We start from the raw sequence: 16,070 nt of genomic DNA, 5'->3' as shown, positions 1-16,070 counted from the left end.
CCGCTTTTTTCCAGAAACACCTGCCGTGACCGAGTTCAAGGACAACGACCGCGAGATCCACCAGTTCCGCATGCGCCTCACGGCCATGGTGGCGCTCGTCTTCATCTGCTTCGGCCTGCTGGTGGCGCGCTTCGTGTGGCTGCAGGTGCTGCGCCACGACCAGTTCGCATCGCAGGCCGAGGGCAACCGCATCGCACTGGTGCCGATCGTGCCCAACCGCGGCCTGATCGTGGACCGCAATGGCGTGGTCCTGGCGCGTAACTATTCCGCGTATACGCTCGAGATCACGCCGTCCAAGCTGCAGGCCAACCTCGATTCCGTCATCGACGAGCTGGCCAAGCTGGTCAGCATCGAGCCGCGCGACCGGCGCCGCTTCAAGCGCCTGATGGAAGAGTCGCGCAGCTTCGCCAGCGTGCCGCTGCGCACCCGCCTGAGCGACGACGAGGTGGCGCGCTTCACCGCGCAGCGCTTCCGCTTCCCGGGCGTGGACGTGCAGGCGCGCCTGTTCCGCCAGTACCCGCTGGGCGAGACCGCGTCGCACGTGATCGGCTACATCGGGCGCATCAACCAGAAGGAAGCGGCGCAGCTCGAGGAAGACGGCATGGACGCGAACTACAACGGCACCGAGCATATCGGCAAGGAAGGCGTCGAAAAGAAATACGAGAGCTACCTGCACGGCACCACCGGCTACGAGCAGGTCGAGCGCACCGCCGGCGGGCGCGCCATCCGCACCCTGTCGCGCACCCCGCCGGTCCCCGGCAGCAACCTGATCCTGTCGATCGACATCGAGCTGCAGAAGGTGATCGAGGAAGCCTTCGGCGAGAACCGCGGCGCGCTGGTGGCGATCGAACCGAGCACGGGCGACGTGCTGGCCTACGTGTCGCGCCCCGGCTTCGACCCCAACCTGTTCGTGGACGGCATCGACACCCAGAGCTGGAACGAGCTGAACACCTCGCTCGACCGTCCGCTGATGAACCGTCCGTTGTCGGGCACCTATCCGCCCGGCTCCACCTTCAAGCCCTTCATGGCGCTGGCGGCTCTCGAGATGGGTTTCCGCAAGCCCTCCGACGGCATCCGCGATCCCGGCTTCTTCACGCTGGGCGGGCACCGCTTCAACGACGACAAGCCGGGCGGCCACGGCTACGTCGACATGTACAAGTCGGTGGTGGAATCCTGCGATACCTATTACTACCAGCTCGGCAACGAGATGGGCATCGACAATATTTCGAGCTTCATGGGCCAGTTCGGCTTCGGCCACCCGACCGGCATCGACCTCGAGCACGAGAAGGTCGGGGTGCTGCCGTCCAAGGAATGGAAGGCGCGCCGCTTCAAGACCCGCGCGACCCAGAAGTGGCTGGGCGGCGACACCATCTCGATCTCGATCGGGCAGGGCTTCAACAACTACAGCATGATCCAGCTGGCGCACGCGGTCTCGACCCTGGCCAACAACGGCGTGGTGATGAAGCCGCACCTGGTCAAGATGATCGAGGACGGCGCCACCAAGCAGCGCACGCTCACCGTGCCCAAGGAAACCCGGCGCATCCCGCTCAAGCAGGAGAACGTCGACTTCATCAAGCACACCATGGTGGGCGTGACCCAGGACCCGGCCGGCACCGGCCGCCGCGCCTTTGCCGGCGCCGGCTACATCGCGGCCGGCAAGACCGGCACCGCGCAGGTGATCGGCCTGAAGGGCCAGAAGTACAACGCCAATGCCATCGACGAACGCCACCGCGACAACGCGCTGTACGTCGCTTTTGCGCCCGCCGACAATCCGAAGATCGCGCTGGCCCTGATCGTGGAGAACGTCGGCTTCGGCGCCTCCTTTGCGGCCCCGATCGCGCGCAAGGCAATGGACTACTACCTGCTGGGCAAGCGCCCGGCGCCGCCCACGCCGAAGGACGGCGCGAAGCCGGCCGCCGCGCCGAAAACCGCGCCGGCAACGCCGGCGGTCGCGCCGGCGCCGGCGCCGGTCGTCCAGGCGGCCGCCGCGGCGGTCCCAGCCACTCGAAAGGAATAAGCCATGGCGCACATCCCAGAACGCCGCTCGCTGCGGCGCCGCCTGCGTCCGTATTTCACGGTGTTCGACTGGCCGCTCGGCCTGGTGCTGTTCATCCTGATGATGACCAGCGTGATCACCATGACCTCGGCCGGCGCGGAATTCCCGGACCGCGTCGAGCACCAGATCCGCAACTTCATGCTGGCCTTCGCCATCATGTGGATCGCCGCCAACGTGCCGCCCCAGACCCTGATGCGGCTCGCGGTGCCGATCTACACGATCGGGGTCACGCTGCTGATCGCGGTGGCGCTGTTCGGCATCATCAAGAAGGGCGCGCGGCGCTGGCTGCACGTCGGTGTCGACATCCAGCCTTCCGAAATCCTCAAGATCGCGACACCGCTGATGCTGGCCTGGTACTTCCAGCAGCGCGCGAACGCCGCCAACTGGAAGAACTTCCTGGTGGCGGGGGTGCTGCTGCTGGTTCCCTTCGTGCTGGTCGCCAGGCAGCCCGACCTGGGCACCGCGCTGATGGTCGGCGCTTCCGGCTTCTACGTGATCTTCCTGGCCGGCCTGCCGTGGAAGGCGCTGGCGGGCCTGGTGGTGGCCGGCGCTTGCGCGCTGCCGGTGGGCTGGTCGATGATGCACGACTACCAGCGCGAGCGCGTGATGACCCTGATCGACCCGACCTCCGACCCGCTCGGCAAGGGCTTCCACATCATCCAGTCCGAGATCGCCATCGGTTCCGGCGGCCTGATGGGCAAAGGCTACGCCCAGGGCACCCAGGGCGCGCTGGAATTCGTGCCCGAGCAGACCACCGACTTCGTGTTCGCCGTGTATTCGGAAGAATTCGGGCTGATCGGCAACTGCTTCCTGCTGTTCGTCTACCTGATGCTCATTGCACGCGGGCTCATGATTGCAGCAAATGCACCGAACACCTTTACCCGCCTGCTGGCCGGCGCGATCACCATGATTTTCTTCACTTATGCGTTTGTCAATATGGGCATGGTGAGCGGAATCTTGCCGGTGGTCGGAGTTCCGCTACCTTTCATGAGCTATGGCGGAACTGCGTTCATTACGCTCGGGCTCGGCGCTGGTATATTGATGAGTATTCAAAGACATCGTAAACTAGTGCAGACGTAATTTAACAAGGACCGCGCATGGCCGTTCCAAGAAAACAACTTGCTACGACCATCATCGCGGTCATTGCACTGGCAACCCTGGCAAGCGGTTGCAGCACCACAGACACCAAGGGCGAGCGCAAGAGCCTGATCCCGCTGCCCTGGAAGCATCCGGTGGCAAAACATGGGGACGCGCCCAAGCTGCCGCCCGCCGGTTCCGGGCGCGGCGGCTACTACAAGGACGACGGCCCCGGCCTGAACCCGCCGCCCGGCCTGATGGACCTGCCCGACGCCGTGGTCAAGGCCGAACCCTATGCCAAGTGGGCCAACCGTCCGTATTCGGTGTTCGGCCAGACCTATACCCCGATCCTGCACCAGGACCCCTTCGTCCAGCGCGGCGTGGCCAGCTGGTATGGGGTCAAGTTCCACGGCCAGAAGACCTCGTCCGGCGAACTCTACGACATGTACAAGATGACGGCGGCGCATCCGACGCTGCCGATCCCGTCCTATGCGCGCATCACCAGCGTCGAAACCGGCAAGTCGATCGTGGTGCGCATCAACGACCGCGGCCCGTTCCACGCCAGCCGCATCATCGACGTCTCGTACACCGCGGCCCTGAAACTCGGCCTGCTGGGCAAGGGCAGCCACGAAGTCGAGATCGAGCGCCTGTTCCCGGACGACCCGATCCGCATGGCCTCGGAGCGCCGCAGCGCCACCTCCGAAGCGCAGTCGGCGCCGCCGGAGATCGCGGCGCTGATGCTGGAAGATCGGGTCCGTACCGACAGCGCGGCGCTGGCCGAGGTCGCGCCTGCTGTCGTACCGAAGCTGGTGCCGCGCGGGAGCTTCTACGTGCAGCTGGGCGCCTACGGCCGCGCCGGCACCGCCGAGGCCATGAGCGCCCGCCTGATCGACGCCGGCGTCGAAGTCGGCAAGCTGGAAGTGATCAAGGCCGGTTCGGTCAACCGCCTGTATGCCGGCCCGTTCGAGAGCCGCGAAGATGCCGCGGCGGCGGCCCGCGCGGTGCCGTCCTCGTTCGGACTGAAGCCGATCGTCGTCAAGCGCTGAGCGGCTGGACGCGCTTCAGCGGACAGGCCCGGCCTGCGCCTGGGCCGGTAACTGTGCATGAACGCGCCGGTGCGGCACCGATGCGATCTTACTGGCACGGACGCAGCTGCGCGCCCGCGAAATCGTCGGCAATGCCGGCCACGCGCTTGCGTTCGTCCGGCGTCAGATCGCGGAACTGCCAGGCCGCACGCGAGCCCTGCGGCCCGCGCGGCAGCACGCGCACGCCGCGCACGCCCTGTTTGCCCAGCGCCGTGGCCAGGCTCTGCGCCGCTGCTTCGTTCTTGAACACGCCCAGCGACACCGCCCACTTGAGCGGCGACTCGCCCTGCATCACGAAGAAGTTCTGCACGCCTTTTTCCTTCAGCTCGGCCACGCGGCGTTCCGCGCCTTCCTTGCCGCCATTGGGCGGCAGGTAGACCAGGTGGCTGGTGACCTCCTGGAAGGGCACGTTGATGCGGGAGACGCGCCGGTCCAGGCCGAGGCGCGCGACGCGGGTCTCGAAGCGGCGCGCATCGGCGGCCGCGAAGCTGCCGGCCTGGGTGCAGGCGATGGTCTCGATCGCCGGCGCCGGCGCCTCGGCCGGCGGGGCGGGCTCCGCCGGCGCCGCTTGCGCAGGGGCCGGCTGGGCGGAGATTTCGGCGGCCTCGCGCGCTTGCGCGGCGCTGAGCATCACCATGCGCTCGGCGGCCAGCTGGTTCTTCAGGCGCTGCGGCTCGCGTTCGCCGGCATCGAGCTTGCCGAGGTAGCCCTGGGCGTAGGCGAACAGCGCGGCGTTCAGCGCCAGCAGTGACCAGAATACGAATTTCAACAAGGTGGTTCTCCGTTCTTCAGGCGGCCGCCGCGTGCAGGCCGACCAGCACGATGTTATCGACCACGCGGTGCGCGAACTTGAGGACCGGGGCGATATACGGCGCCGCGCCGCCCGACACGATGCACTCGCTGGCCCCGTGGGCGATGCAGGCGCGCTCGATCGCGCCGGCCTGGGCCGACAGCACGCCCGAGACGATCGCATCGTCGGTGTTGTCGCCGAACAGGGGAGGCGGGGCGGCGCCCGGCGTCACCTGCGGCAGCTGGGCGGTGTTGCGGGCCAGCGAACCGGCCATCAGGGCCAGGCCGGGCAGGATCATGCCGCCGATGAAGCGGCCGTCGGCGCTGATGGCGTCGACCGTGGTGGCGGTGCCGCAGGTGGCCACGACCAGGTTGCGGCCGGGCGCCAGCGCGCGCGCGCCGATGGCGGCGGCGAAGCGGTCGCAGCCCAGCTGGCCCGGGTTGCGGTAGCCGTTGCGCAGGCCGGCGCGTGCCGGGGTCGAGGCGAACCATTCGACCTGCACGCCTTCGGGCAGGGCCTGGGCGATGCGCTCGCGCAGGTCGGTGCCGGCCACGTTCGAGACGATGGCGCGCGCCACGCCGGCCCGGCGCCAGGCGCCGGCTGCGCCGTCGAGACCGGCGTGCGAGACCGCGTCATGCAGCGTCCATTCGCCCAGGGCCGCGCCCGGCGCGGCGATCGCCCACTTGATGCGGGTATTGCCCGCGTCGACCAGCAGCAGCATGTTCATTCCCTTGTCACTCACCGAGACGCAGCGAGACGTCGCCCGCCAGCACCGTCGTACGCCCGTGCGCCGTATCGAGCAGCAGCCGGCCGGTATCGTCGACGCCGGCAGCCAGGCCTTCCTGCAGCACCTGGCCGTTGTCGAGGATGACGACGCTGCGGCCCTGCCAGGCGTGCAGCAGGTTCCAGCGCGCGCTGAAGACGGCGAAGCCCTGGCGCGCGAACAGGCGCAGCGCGTCGGCCAGCGCGTCGAGCAGGGTGGCCACCAGCACGTCGCGCTCCATGCGCGCCAGCCAGGGCGCGCCGGCGGCGCTGCGGCCCAGTTGCGCTTCCACCTCGTCGGGCATGACCAGGTTCAGGCCGATGCCGATCACGGCCCAGATGCCGCCCGCTGGCGCGGACTGGGTCTCGACCAGGATCCCGGCCAGCTTGTCGCCGTCCTTGAGCACGTCGTTCGGCCACTTGAGCTGGACCTGCACGCCCAGCCGGCCCAGCGCCTCGCCCAGCGCCACGCCGACCGCCAGCGGCAGGCCGGAAAGCGCCTGCGGGCCGCCGTCGAATTTCCAGGCCAGCGAAAAGGTCAGCGAATTCTCGCTGGAAGACAGCCAGCTGCGGCCGGCACGGCCGCGGCCGGCGGTTTGATGTTCGGCGACCAGCAGCACCGGCTCCAGCAGCTGCGGGGCGCGCGCCAGCAGGTCGGCGTTGGTCGAGCCGGTCTGCGGCACCACTTCCACCGCCACGCCGGCGTGGGACAGCGATGCGATATTGGCGGCGTTCATGCTTCCCCCTGGCGGCGTTTGGTGGGCGCGCGCGCGAACGCGAGGTCGAACAGGGCGTTGGGCAGCAGGCGCAGCAGCTTGGCGACAAGGCCCATCTGCCAGGGCAGCACGCGGTAGCGCGCGCCGCGCGCGATGGCATCCGCCGCCTGGGCGGCAAAGCGCTCGGCGGGCATCAGGAAAGGCATGGGAAAACGGTTGTTGCGGGTCATGGGTGTGTCGATGTAGCCGGGGGCGATGGTCACCACCTTGATGCCGGTGCCGCGCAGCTCCAGGCGCAGCGATTCGCAGTAGCTGTGCACGGCGGCCTTGGAGGCGCAGTAGGCGCCGGCGCCGCGCATGCCGCGCACGCCCGCCACGCTGCCGATGCCCACCAGGCGGCGCGGGCCCTGCTGGGCTTTCATCGTGGCGATGAAGGGCGCGAAGGTGGACACGGTGGCGTTCACGTTGGTGGCGAACACGGCGTCGAACACCGGCAGGTCGCCGGGGCGTTCGGTGAGCGTGCCGTGCGAGATGCCGGCGCAGGCGATGACGATGTCGGCGCCGCCCTTGGCGGCGATGAAATCGGCGGCGGCGCCGGCGAGCGCGTCGCGATCGAGCACGTCGACCGCATAGATGCGGTGCCGTTCGGGATGGGGCAGGCCGGCGACGAGTTCTTCCAGCAGGGCGCGGCGGCGCGCCAGCAGGCCGAGGCAGGCGCCGCGCGCCGCGTATTCGCGCGCCAGCGCCGCGCCGATGCCGCTCGATGCGCCGGTGATGAACACCCGGTCCGCGCGGCCCGGGGAAAGATTCATTTCTTGTCCGCTTTCGCCCGCGCGACCAGTGCGTCCATCACCTGCAGGGTGCCGGCCAGCGCGGCTTCGCCCGGCGTGCCGGCTTCGGACAGCATGCCGGGCGAGGTCAGGAAGCGGCCATCGACGGCGATCATCGGCCAGTGGGTGATGCGGTAGGATTCCATCATGGCCTGCGCGCGGCGCAGCTTGGCCTGCACCCCGAAGGAGCGGTAGGCGTCGATGAAGCGCGCGCGGTCGATGCCGGCGCGGCTGGCCCAGTCGAACACCTGTTCGTCCTGGGCCAGCGGCAGGCGCTCGACGTGCATCGCCTGGAAGACCTTGCCGTGGTACTGCTCCAGCAGGCCGAGCGACTCGAGCGTGAAGAACAGGCGCTGCTGCGCCGCCACCTGCGGGCCGCGCGGCACGTGCACGCGGCGGAACACCACGTTGTCGCCCTGTTTTTTCACCCATTCCGCCAGCTGCGGCTCGAAGGCGTAGCAGTGCGGGCAGTAATAGGCAAAGAACTCCAGCACCTCGATCCTGCGTCCGCCGTCGGTGGGCTGGGCTTCCGGCAGGGTCTGGTACTCCGCGCCCTCTTTAGGGGATGCCGGCGCGGCCGAGACGATGCCGGACAGGGCGAGCAGGGCGGCGCAACAGCTCAGGCGGCGAAGCGGATTCATGCGGGTCCTCGGTGGCGAAACGGGTCAGCGCTGGTTACGGACGATGGCGACGTCGATGCCGCTGTCGAGCAGCTTGGCGCGCGCCTTGTTCATGGCTTCCGGTCCGCTGTAGGGACCGACGCGCACGCGGTGCAGCACGCCGCTGTCGGTGCTGCGGTCGGTGATCGTGGCTTCAAAGCCGAGCAGGGCCAGTTTGGCGCGGGTGTTCTCGGCGTCGGACATCTCACGGAAGGCGCCGGCCTGCAGGTAATAGATGTACCCGTCGCCGCCTGCCGGGGCCGGGGCAGCCGTCGACGGGCTTGGCGCGGCCGTGTTCACGGGCGCCGCCGGCTGGGCCGGGGCGGCCGGCGCCGCTGCCGGAGCCTGCTGGGCCTGCATGCCGGCGATGGCCTGGCCGAGCGGATCGGCCGGTTCGGCAGGCGCCGCAGCAGGCGCCGGGCGGCTGGCGCGTTCGGCGATCTGGCGGTTCGCTTCGCGCGCCGCCTCGCGGTTGCCGTACAGCGGCTTGTTCGGGTCGCTCGCCTGGCTCGGCGCCAGGTCGGCCGGGCGGCCCATCTTGTTGGAACGGTCGGTGAAGGGCGACTGGCCCTTGGTGATCACGAGCGCGACCACCACCGCGATCCCCAGGCCGATGATCAGGCCGATGATGATGCCGGTCAGGGTGCTGCCGCGCTGGCGCAGCGGGGAAAAATGTCGGATGGCGGTCATGTTGCGATTACTCTTGCGTTTCAGTCGGGGCGCGTTCCATCTTGCTTGGGGCGGACACGCCGATCAGGGCCAGGCCGTTGCGCAGCACCTGGCGGGTGGCCAGGGCCAGCGCCAGACGCGCCAGCTTCAGGGGCTCGTTGTCGTCGAGCAGCCACTTGTGGGCGAAGTAGTAGCTGTGCAGCTCGCCGGCCAGTTCGCGCAGGTAGAAGGCGACGTGGTGCGGGCTCAGTTCCAGCTTGGCGCGCTCCAGCATTTCCGGGTAGGCGGACAGCTTGGCCAGCAGGCTCGCTTCGTGCGGCTCGGTGAGCAGCGACAGGTCGGCCTGGACCAGTTGCGATTCGTCGCCGCCCCAGTTGGCGAGCGCCGAGCAGATGCGGGCATGGGCGTACTGCACGTAGTACACCGGGTTCTCGTCCGAGGTCTTGAGCGCGACGTCGACGTCGAACACGAATTCGGTATCGGCCTTGCGCGAGATGAGGAAGAAGCGCACCGCGTCGCGGCCGCGCGTGACGTCGCCGTTGCCCGACCATTCGATCAGGTCGCGCACGGTGACGTAGGAGCCGGCGCGCTTGGAGATCTTGACCTCTTCGCCGTTCTTCATCACGGTGACCATCTTGTGCAGCACATAGTCGGGATAGCCCTGCGGGATGCCGATGTTCACCGCCTGCAGGCCGGCGCGCACGCGCGCTATGGTGCCGTGGTGGTCGCTGCCCTGCACGTTGATGGCCTGGTCGAAGCCGCGGCGGAATTTCTGGATGTGGTAGGCCACGTCCGGCACGAAGTAGGTGTAGGTGCCGTCGGACTTGCGCATCACGCGGTCCTTGTCGTCGCCGTAGTCGGTGGTCTTGAGCCACAGCGCGCCGTCCTGTTCGTAGGTGACGCCGGCGTCGACCAGGGCCTGCACCGCCGCTTCCACCTTGCCGTCCGCGTACAGCGAGGACTCGAGGTAGTAGTTGTCGAACTTGACGCCGAAGGCCTGCAGGTCCTGGTCCTGCTCGTTGCGCAGGTAGGTCACGGCGAAGCGGCGGATCGATTCGATGTCCTCGACGTCGCCGCTGGCGGTAGCCGGTTCGCCGTCGCTGGCCGAGACGGTTTTCTTCGCCAGGAAATCGCTGGCGATGTCGGCGATGTAGTCGCCGTTGTAGGCCGACTCGGGCCACTGCGCATCGCCCGGCTTGAAGCCCTTCGCGCGCGCCTGCACCGAAGTGGCCAGGGTGGCGATCTGCACGCCGGCGTCGTTGTAGTAGAACTCGCGGGTCACCTCGTGGCCCTGCGCTTCGAACAGGGACGAGAGGGCGTCGCCCAGCGCGGCCTGGCGGCCGTGGCCGACGTGCAGCGGGCCGGTCGGGTTGGCCGACACGAATTCGATGATCGCGTGGTGGCCCTGGCCGGCAGTGCCGCGGCCGAAGGCCTCGCCCTGCTCGAGCACGGTCCTGACGACCGACTGCTTGGCGCCTGCGGCCACGCGCAGGTTGATGAAGCCGGGGCCGGCGACGTCGGCCGACTCGACCAGGCCGGCGGCGCCGGGCTCGGCGAGCAGGGCGGCGACCAGGCGGGTAGCCAGTTCGCGCGGATTGGTCTTGAGCGGCTTGGCCAGCTGCATCGCGATGTTGCAGGCGATGTCTCCGTGGCTCGGGTCGCGCGGACGCTCGAGAACGACGTTGGGGGTGAGATCGCTGCCGGCGACGATCGGCGCAAGGGCGGCCTGGAACAGGGCAACGATTTGTTGTTTTTGTTGGGCGAGCATGGGAATGTCGGTCTGATAAGAATGACGGGGCCTGCGGGCAGGCAAACAGCGGCCATTATACTGGTTTGGCGATGCATGGAATATGTTCACCACAGGCAATTGCCGGGAGTCCTCACGAAGCTTAAGCAGCGCCAAAGGCGAAGCCGTTACAATGAGGGCCTTTTTCGACCGTATCGACCCTGCCATGACCGACAAGCGCCCGACGCTCACCCTGAAACCCAAAGCCAAGCCGGCGCGTTCTTCCGCGCCGCGCAGCGGGGCGCAGCCGTCGCGGCCTGCCGCCAAGCCGGATCAGGAACGCGGCGCGGCCGCAGGTCCGAAGCCGGGCCAGCCGGCCGGCGCCAAGCCGAGCTACCGGCCGTCGCCCGAGCGCGAAGCGGCCGTCGCCCGGCGCGAGCGTCCGGAGGCGCCCCGCGATACCGGACGCGATGCCGGACGCGACAGCGCGCGCCTGCGCCAGAGCCACGAAGTGAAGGTGGCGCCGCAGCGCGACTACCGTCCCGACCTGAAGGCCGATTCGCTGGCCCTGGCCCTGCTGGGCGCGGCCAGCGCGGTGGCGCGCGTGCGCGGCGGCGCCGCGCTGCCCCAGGCGCTCGGCGCCGTGTTTGCGGCCTACGACGCGACCCCGCAGGCGCGCGGGGCGATCCAGGACATCGCCTACCGCACGATGCGCCAGCTGGGCCGCACCGAGACCCTGCTGGGCCTGATGACGAGCAAGGCGCCGGAACCGCCGATGCTGGGCGCCCTGCTGTGCGCCGCCCTGGCCCTGCTCGACCCGCCGCAGGGGACGACCCCGCCCTACGAAGCCTTTACCGTGGTCGACCAGGCCGTGCATGCGGCGGCCAGCCATCCGGATTTTGCCCACGCCAAGGCGATGGTCAACGCCGTGCTGCGCCGCTTCCTGCGCGAGCGCGAGGCCCTGGTGGCGGAAGCGCTGAAGCAGCCGCTGGCGCGCTGGAACTATCCGCAATGGTGGATCGACAGCACCCGCGCCGCCTATCCGTCGCAGTGGGAAGCCATCCTCGCGGCCGGCAACGTGCACCCGCCGCTGACCCTGCGCGTGAACCGCCGCCGCCTCGACGTCGCGGCCTACCTGGAGACCCTGCGCGCGGCCGGCATCGAGGCGGCGCAGGTGGGCCCGAGCGCGGTGCGCCTGGCGCAGGCGGTCAACGTCAGCCAGATTCCGGGCTTCCACGACGGCCTGGTGTCGGTGCAGGACGCCGGCGCCCAGCTGGCCGCGCCGCTGCTCGACCTGGCGGACGGCATGCGCGTGCTGGACGCCTGCGCCGCTCCGGGCGGCAAGAGCGGCCACATCCTCGAGACCGCCGACGTCGAGCTGACCTCGGTCGACGCCGATGCCCAGCGCCTGGCGCGGGTCGGCGACAACCTGGGACGCCTCGGGCTGGCGGCGAAGCTGCTCGCGGCCGAGGCCCAGGACGCGTCCTGGTGGGACGGCCGTCCATTCGACCGCATCCTGGCCGACGTGCCCTGCACGGCCTCCGGCATCGTGCGCCGCCATCCGGATATCCGCTGGCTGCGCCGCAAGTCGGACACGCTCCAACTTGCAACACTTTCCAGCAAAATACTCGACAACCTTTGGCAGATGCTCCTGCCCAATGGTAAATTGTTGTTTGTGACATGTTCGCTCTGGCCCCAGGAATCGGAGGCGCAGGCTGCCGCATTCGCGGCGCGCCACGACGCCATCCGCCTCGACGCGCCGGGCCAGCTGCTGCCAGCCAGCGGTGCCGCGCAGGATCATGACGGCTTGTTTTACGCCCTGTTCCAGAAAAAAGCGGCGTAATGGTCAACCCGACAGAATAGGCTTCGGCTTCAAATAAGGCTCCGGCGCACCCGTGACGTTACGATTTTTCTGCCTCCTCGCTTGCCAGCTGCTGCTGGTCTTCGCGTGCACGCAGGCACGGGCGGCTGACGCAATCGAGATCATCAAGGCCGAAATCCAGTCCAGCGAGGACGGCTACCGCCTGAACACGGCCTTCGCCTTCGACCTGAACCACGAACTGCAGGATGCGGTCCAGCACGGCATCAAGCTGCACTTCACCACCGAGATCGAAATGACGCGCCCGCGCTGGTGGTGGCGCGACGAAAAGGCGGTGTTCTCCAAGCGCACCATCGGCATCTCCTACGACATGCTCACGCGCCAGTACATCGTGAGCAGCGGCGGCAGCGTGCCGCAGCCCTTCAATACCCTCGACGACGCGCTGTCGCTGATCCGGCGGCCGGCGCGCTGGCTGATCGCGCCCAAGGGCGCCCTCAAGCAGGGCGAGGTCTACAACGTCTCGGTGCGCATGTTCATGGACCGCGACTTCCTGTCCAAGCCCCTGCAGGTCAATGCCATCAATGATTCGAGCTGGCGCCTGAGCACGAACAAGAAGACCTTCACCTACCGTGCAGAATGATCCAGGTACGCGGTAAATCGTTCAACCGGGCGCTGCGCTACGCGCTGGTGGTGGGCGGCGCCATCGCGTCGATCCTGCTGTTCATGCTGGCCTCGGCGTCCGAGAATTCCGGTTTCTTCGATCAATATTACGTCTGGCTGCTGGGCGTGAACGCCGGCATGGCCGCGCTGCTCCTGATCCTCGTGGTGGTCGCGCTGGCGCGCCTGTATTCGCGCTACAAGGCCGGCAAGTTCGGCTCGCGCCTGGTTGCGCGGCTGGTGCTGCTGTTCGCGGGCATCGGCATCCTGCCGGGGCTGGTGATCTTCATGGTGTCGGTGCAGTTCGTCTCGCACTCCATCGACAGCTGGTTCGACGTCAAGATCGAGGCCGCGATCGAGTCCGGCCTCAACCTCGGCCGCGCCGCCCTCGACGAAGCCGTGGCCGAGCTGGGCGCCACCGGCCAGACCGCCGCCGCCACGCTGGCCGGCCAGGATGCGGTGATGGTGCAGGGCATCCTGACCGGCCTGGTAAACGACATCAGCGGGCTGCAGAGCGCCATGCTGCTCACGTCCGATGGCACCGTGCTGGCATCGAGCGCGCAGGACCGCAACCTGAATCTCGACCTGGACCGCCCGACGCCCGACATGCTCAAGTCGGCCGCGCTGCCGGGCGGCTATGCGCGCCCGGAAGGCACGATGGACCGGGAGGTCAGCGGCCAGGGCGAGAGCCAGAACGGGCTGGACGCGGCGACCGGCCTGCGCCTTCGGGTGGTGCTGGCGGTGCCCGAGGCGGCCGGCATGGAGCCGCGCTACCTGCAGCTGCTGCAGGCAGTGCCGGTCACCCTGGCCTCGAACGCGGTGGTGCTGCGCAGCGCCTCCGAGGAATACCGCTCGCGCGACCAGGCCCGGCGCGGCCTGCGCAAGATGTACATCGAGACCCTGACCCTGACGCTGCTGCTGGCGATCTTCGGCGCGATCGGCAGCGCCTTCCTCATCGCCGGCAACCTGGCGCAGCCGCTGCTGGTGCTGGCCGAGGGCACCCAGGCGGTGGCCGAGGGCGACCTGTCGCCGCGCCCGACCGTCGAGACCAACGACGAACTGGGCACCCTGACGCGCTCGTTCAACGCCATGACGGGCCAGCTGTTCGAGGCGCGCAGCGCGGTCGAGCGCAACCGCATGGCCCTGCAGAACGCGAAGGCCCACCTGGAGTCGGTGCTGGCCAACATGTCGGCGGGCGTGCTGGTGCTGGATGCCGAAGGGCGGGTGGTGAACTCGAACGATGCGGCCTACCGCATCCTGCAGGTGGAGCCGGGCGCGCTCAGCGGCCCGCTGGCCGGCATCGCCGGCCTGGAGACCTTCTACAACTGCATCACGCGCGCGATCTCGGCGCAGAGCGCGCAGAGCGCGGCCGGCAGTGGCCGCAAGCGCAGCCACTGGCAGCAGCAGATCGAGATCCCGCGCCGCGGCAGCGGCGACGAGCACGACCACGACATCACGCTGCTGGCGCGCGGCTCGCGCCTGCCGGTCGGCACCGGCAGCGGCTTCATCGTGGTGTTCGACGATATCTCCGACGTGATCTCGGGCCAGCGCTCGGTGGCCTGGGGCGAGGTGGCGCGCCGCCTGGCGCACGAGATCAAGAACCCGCTCACCCCAATCCAGCTGTCGGCCGAGCGCCTGCAGATGAAGCTCGAGTCGAGCCTGCCGCCGCTTGAAGCCGAGCTGCTGAAGAAGAGCACCACCACCATCGTCAACCAGGTCGACGCCATGAAGCGCATGGTCGACGATTTCCGCGACTACGCGCGCACGCCGCCGGCGGTGCTGGAACCGCTCGACCTGAACGGCCTGATCGACGAGATCCTGCAGCTTTACCTGGCCGAGGACGGCTCGGACATCATCCATGCCGCACTGGCGCCGGACCTGCCGAAGGTGATGGGCGACCCCACCCAGCTGCGCCAGGTGATCCACAACCTGCTCCAGAACGCGCAGGACGCACTGGTCGACCGCGCGCCCGGCATGCCGGCGCCGCGCGTCGACGTCACCACCGAGACCATTCACTACGAAGGCGCGGACGGCGCCGCCGGCACCGCGGTGCGCCTGGCGATCACGGACAACGGCCCCGGCTTCTCGCCGCGCATCCTGGCGCGCGCCTTCGAACCCTACGTCACGTCGAAAGCGCGCGGCACCGGCCTGGGCCTGCCGATGGTGAAAAAGATCATCGACGAACACGGCGGCAGGATCGATATCGGCAATCGTCCGGACGGATGTGGCGCGTCAGTATTCATTTTGCTGTTAAAGTTAGCCCCTGAGGCGAACTTGTCCGAAATATAAAAGACGGCATAAAATCGCACCATGACGGGTAAGAGATCAGGAAGGCAGAACGATGGCGAATATACTCGTAGTTGATGATGAAATGGGCATCCGGGAATTACTCTCGGAAATCCTGGGCGACGAAGGCCACGCCATCACCCTGGCGGAGAATGCACAGCAGGCCCGCGAAGCGCGTGCCGGCGGCGCGCCCGACCTGGTGCTGCTCGACATCTGGATGCCGGACACCGACGGCGTCACCCTGCTCAAGGAATGGCAGCGCGACGGCCTGCTCACCATGCCGGTCATCATGATGTCCGGCCATGCCACCATCGACACCGCCGTCGAAGCGACCCGCATCGGCGCACTGAATTTCCTCGAAAAGCCGATCGCCCTGCAGAAACTGCTCAAGGCCGTGCAGCAGGGCCTGACCCGGGCCCAGGAAGTGGCGCGCGCGCCGCTGGTCCCGCCGCGCCCGGTGGTGGCGGCCGTGCCGGTAGCCGATAGCGGCGTCGTCACGGCCGCCGCCGCGAGCGCCCCGATGTATGCGCCGCCGGCGCCGCAGATGACCAACGGCTCGCGCATGGTGCATGCGATTTCGCAAGGCGAGGGCACCGGCTACACGCTGTCCTTTGACCTGCCGCTGCGCGAAGCGCGCGACGCCTTCGAGCGCATGTACTTCGAGCACCACCTGGGCCGCGAGGGCGGCAGCATGACGCGGGTGGCCGAGAAGACCGGCCTCGAACGTACCCACCTGTACCGCAAGCTCAAGCAGCTCGGCGTCGAACCCGGCAAGCTGGCCAAGAAAGGCGTCTGATTGGCAGGTCAGGCGCAAGCGCGTCCCCTTACCCTGGTCACCGGCCCCAGCGCCGGCGCACGCGAGGCGGCGATTGCCGCACTGCTGGATGCCGTGCCCGCGGCATCGCCCGGCACGGCAGGGGCCGCCCCCTTCAGCGCCG

The 16,070-nt window shown here is 68.7% G+C and carries 14 protein-coding genes; 7 read left to right on the top strand and 7 right to left on the bottom strand.

Annotation, left to right across the window (positions count from 1 at the left end):
- Window positions 1–25: 25 nt before the first annotated feature.
- From mrdA to AB3347_RS13225, 3 genes are read left to right on the top strand one after another with little or no spacing between them, the layout of a single operon-like run.
- Window positions 26–2,017, top strand: coding sequence for a penicillin-binding protein 2 (gene mrdA, locus AB3347_RS13235; RefSeq protein ID WP_369092267.1), 1,992 nt, complete (start codon window positions 26–28; stop codon window positions 2,015–2,017).
- Between the two features lie 3 nt (window positions 2,018–2,020).
- Window positions 2,021–3,136, top strand: coding sequence for a rod shape-determining protein RodA (gene rodA / locus AB3347_RS13230; protein WP_369092266.1), 1,116 nt, complete (start codon window positions 2,021–2,023; stop codon window positions 3,134–3,136).
- A gap of 17 nt (window positions 3,137–3,153) precedes the next feature.
- A complete protein-coding gene (locus tag AB3347_RS13225; protein ID WP_369092265.1) occupies window positions 3,154–4,179 on the top strand; it encodes a septal ring lytic transglycosylase RlpA family protein in 1,026 nt (341 codons plus the stop codon).
- 88 nt (window positions 4,180–4,267) lie between these two features.
- On the opposite strand, the gene AB3347_RS13220 is transcribed toward AB3347_RS13225, so the two are convergent.
- From AB3347_RS13220 to argS, 7 genes are read right to left on the bottom strand one after another with little or no spacing between them, the layout of a single operon-like run.
- A complete protein-coding gene (locus tag AB3347_RS13220; protein WP_369092264.1) occupies window positions 4,268–4,990 on the bottom strand; it encodes an SPOR domain-containing protein in 723 nt (240 codons plus the stop codon).
- Between the two features lie 16 nt (window positions 4,991–5,006).
- Entirely contained in the window at window positions 5,007–5,729 is a 723-nt protein-coding gene (locus tag AB3347_RS13215) for a type III pantothenate kinase (RefSeq protein ID WP_369092306.1), read from the bottom strand.
- 13 nt (window positions 5,730–5,742) lie between these two features.
- Complete coding sequence (locus AB3347_RS13210; RefSeq protein WP_369092263.1) at window positions 5,743–6,507, bottom strand: biotin--[acetyl-CoA-carboxylase] ligase; 765 nt, start codon at window positions 6,505–6,507, stop codon at window positions 5,743–5,745.
- Window positions 6,504–7,298: an SDR family oxidoreductase gene (locus tag AB3347_RS13205; RefSeq protein ID WP_369092262.1), complete on the bottom strand. Its 795-nt coding sequence runs from the start codon at window positions 7,296–7,298 to the stop codon at window positions 6,504–6,506. Before AB3347_RS13205 ends, AB3347_RS13210 begins: the two co-directional genes overlap by 4 nt.
- A complete protein-coding gene (locus tag AB3347_RS13200; protein ID WP_369092261.1) occupies window positions 7,295–7,957 on the bottom strand; it encodes a thiol:disulfide interchange protein DsbA/DsbL in 663 nt (220 codons plus the stop codon). The genes AB3347_RS13205 and AB3347_RS13200 overlap by 4 nt, the downstream gene beginning before the upstream one ends.
- A 24-nt stretch (window positions 7,958–7,981) precedes the next feature.
- Entirely contained in the window at window positions 7,982–8,665 is a 684-nt protein-coding gene (locus AB3347_RS13195) for an SPOR domain-containing protein (RefSeq protein WP_369092260.1), read from the bottom strand.
- 7 nt (window positions 8,666–8,672) lie between these two features.
- On the bottom strand, window positions 8,673–10,412 hold the full coding sequence (gene argS, locus AB3347_RS13190) for an arginine--tRNA ligase (RefSeq protein WP_369092259.1): 1,740 nt from the start codon (window positions 10,410–10,412) through the stop codon (window positions 8,673–8,675).
- Window positions 10,413–10,596: 184 nt separating this feature from the next.
- Between argS and rsmB the strand changes: the two genes are divergently transcribed.
- The 4 genes from rsmB to AB3347_RS13170 are packed head-to-tail and all read left to right on the top strand — an operon-like array spanning window position 10,597 to window position 15,928.
- Window positions 10,597–12,213, top strand: coding sequence for a 16S rRNA (cytosine(967)-C(5))-methyltransferase RsmB (gene rsmB, locus AB3347_RS13185; RefSeq protein WP_369092258.1), 1,617 nt, complete (start codon window positions 10,597–10,599; stop codon window positions 12,211–12,213).
- 52 nt (window positions 12,214–12,265) lie between these two features.
- A complete protein-coding gene (locus AB3347_RS13180; protein ID WP_369092257.1) occupies window positions 12,266–12,829 on the top strand; it encodes a DUF4390 domain-containing protein in 564 nt (187 codons plus the stop codon).
- A complete protein-coding gene (locus AB3347_RS13175; protein ID WP_369092256.1) occupies window positions 12,826–15,135 on the top strand; it encodes an ATP-binding protein in 2,310 nt (769 codons plus the stop codon). The genes AB3347_RS13180 and AB3347_RS13175 overlap by 4 nt, the downstream gene beginning before the upstream one ends.
- A 52-nt stretch (window positions 15,136–15,187) precedes the next feature.
- Window positions 15,188–15,928, top strand: coding sequence for a response regulator (locus AB3347_RS13170; protein WP_369092255.1), 741 nt, complete (start codon window positions 15,188–15,190; stop codon window positions 15,926–15,928).
- The last annotated feature ends 142 nt before the right edge of the window (window positions 15,929–16,070 follow it).

Source organism: Massilia sp. X63 (assembly GCF_041023745.1).
In the GTDB taxonomy this organism is placed as follows: domain Bacteria; phylum Pseudomonadota; class Gammaproteobacteria; order Burkholderiales; family Burkholderiaceae_D; genus Telluria.
The sequence above is the reverse complement of the archived record's forward strand: the minus strand, read 5'-3'. Positions and strand labels throughout refer to the sequence as shown.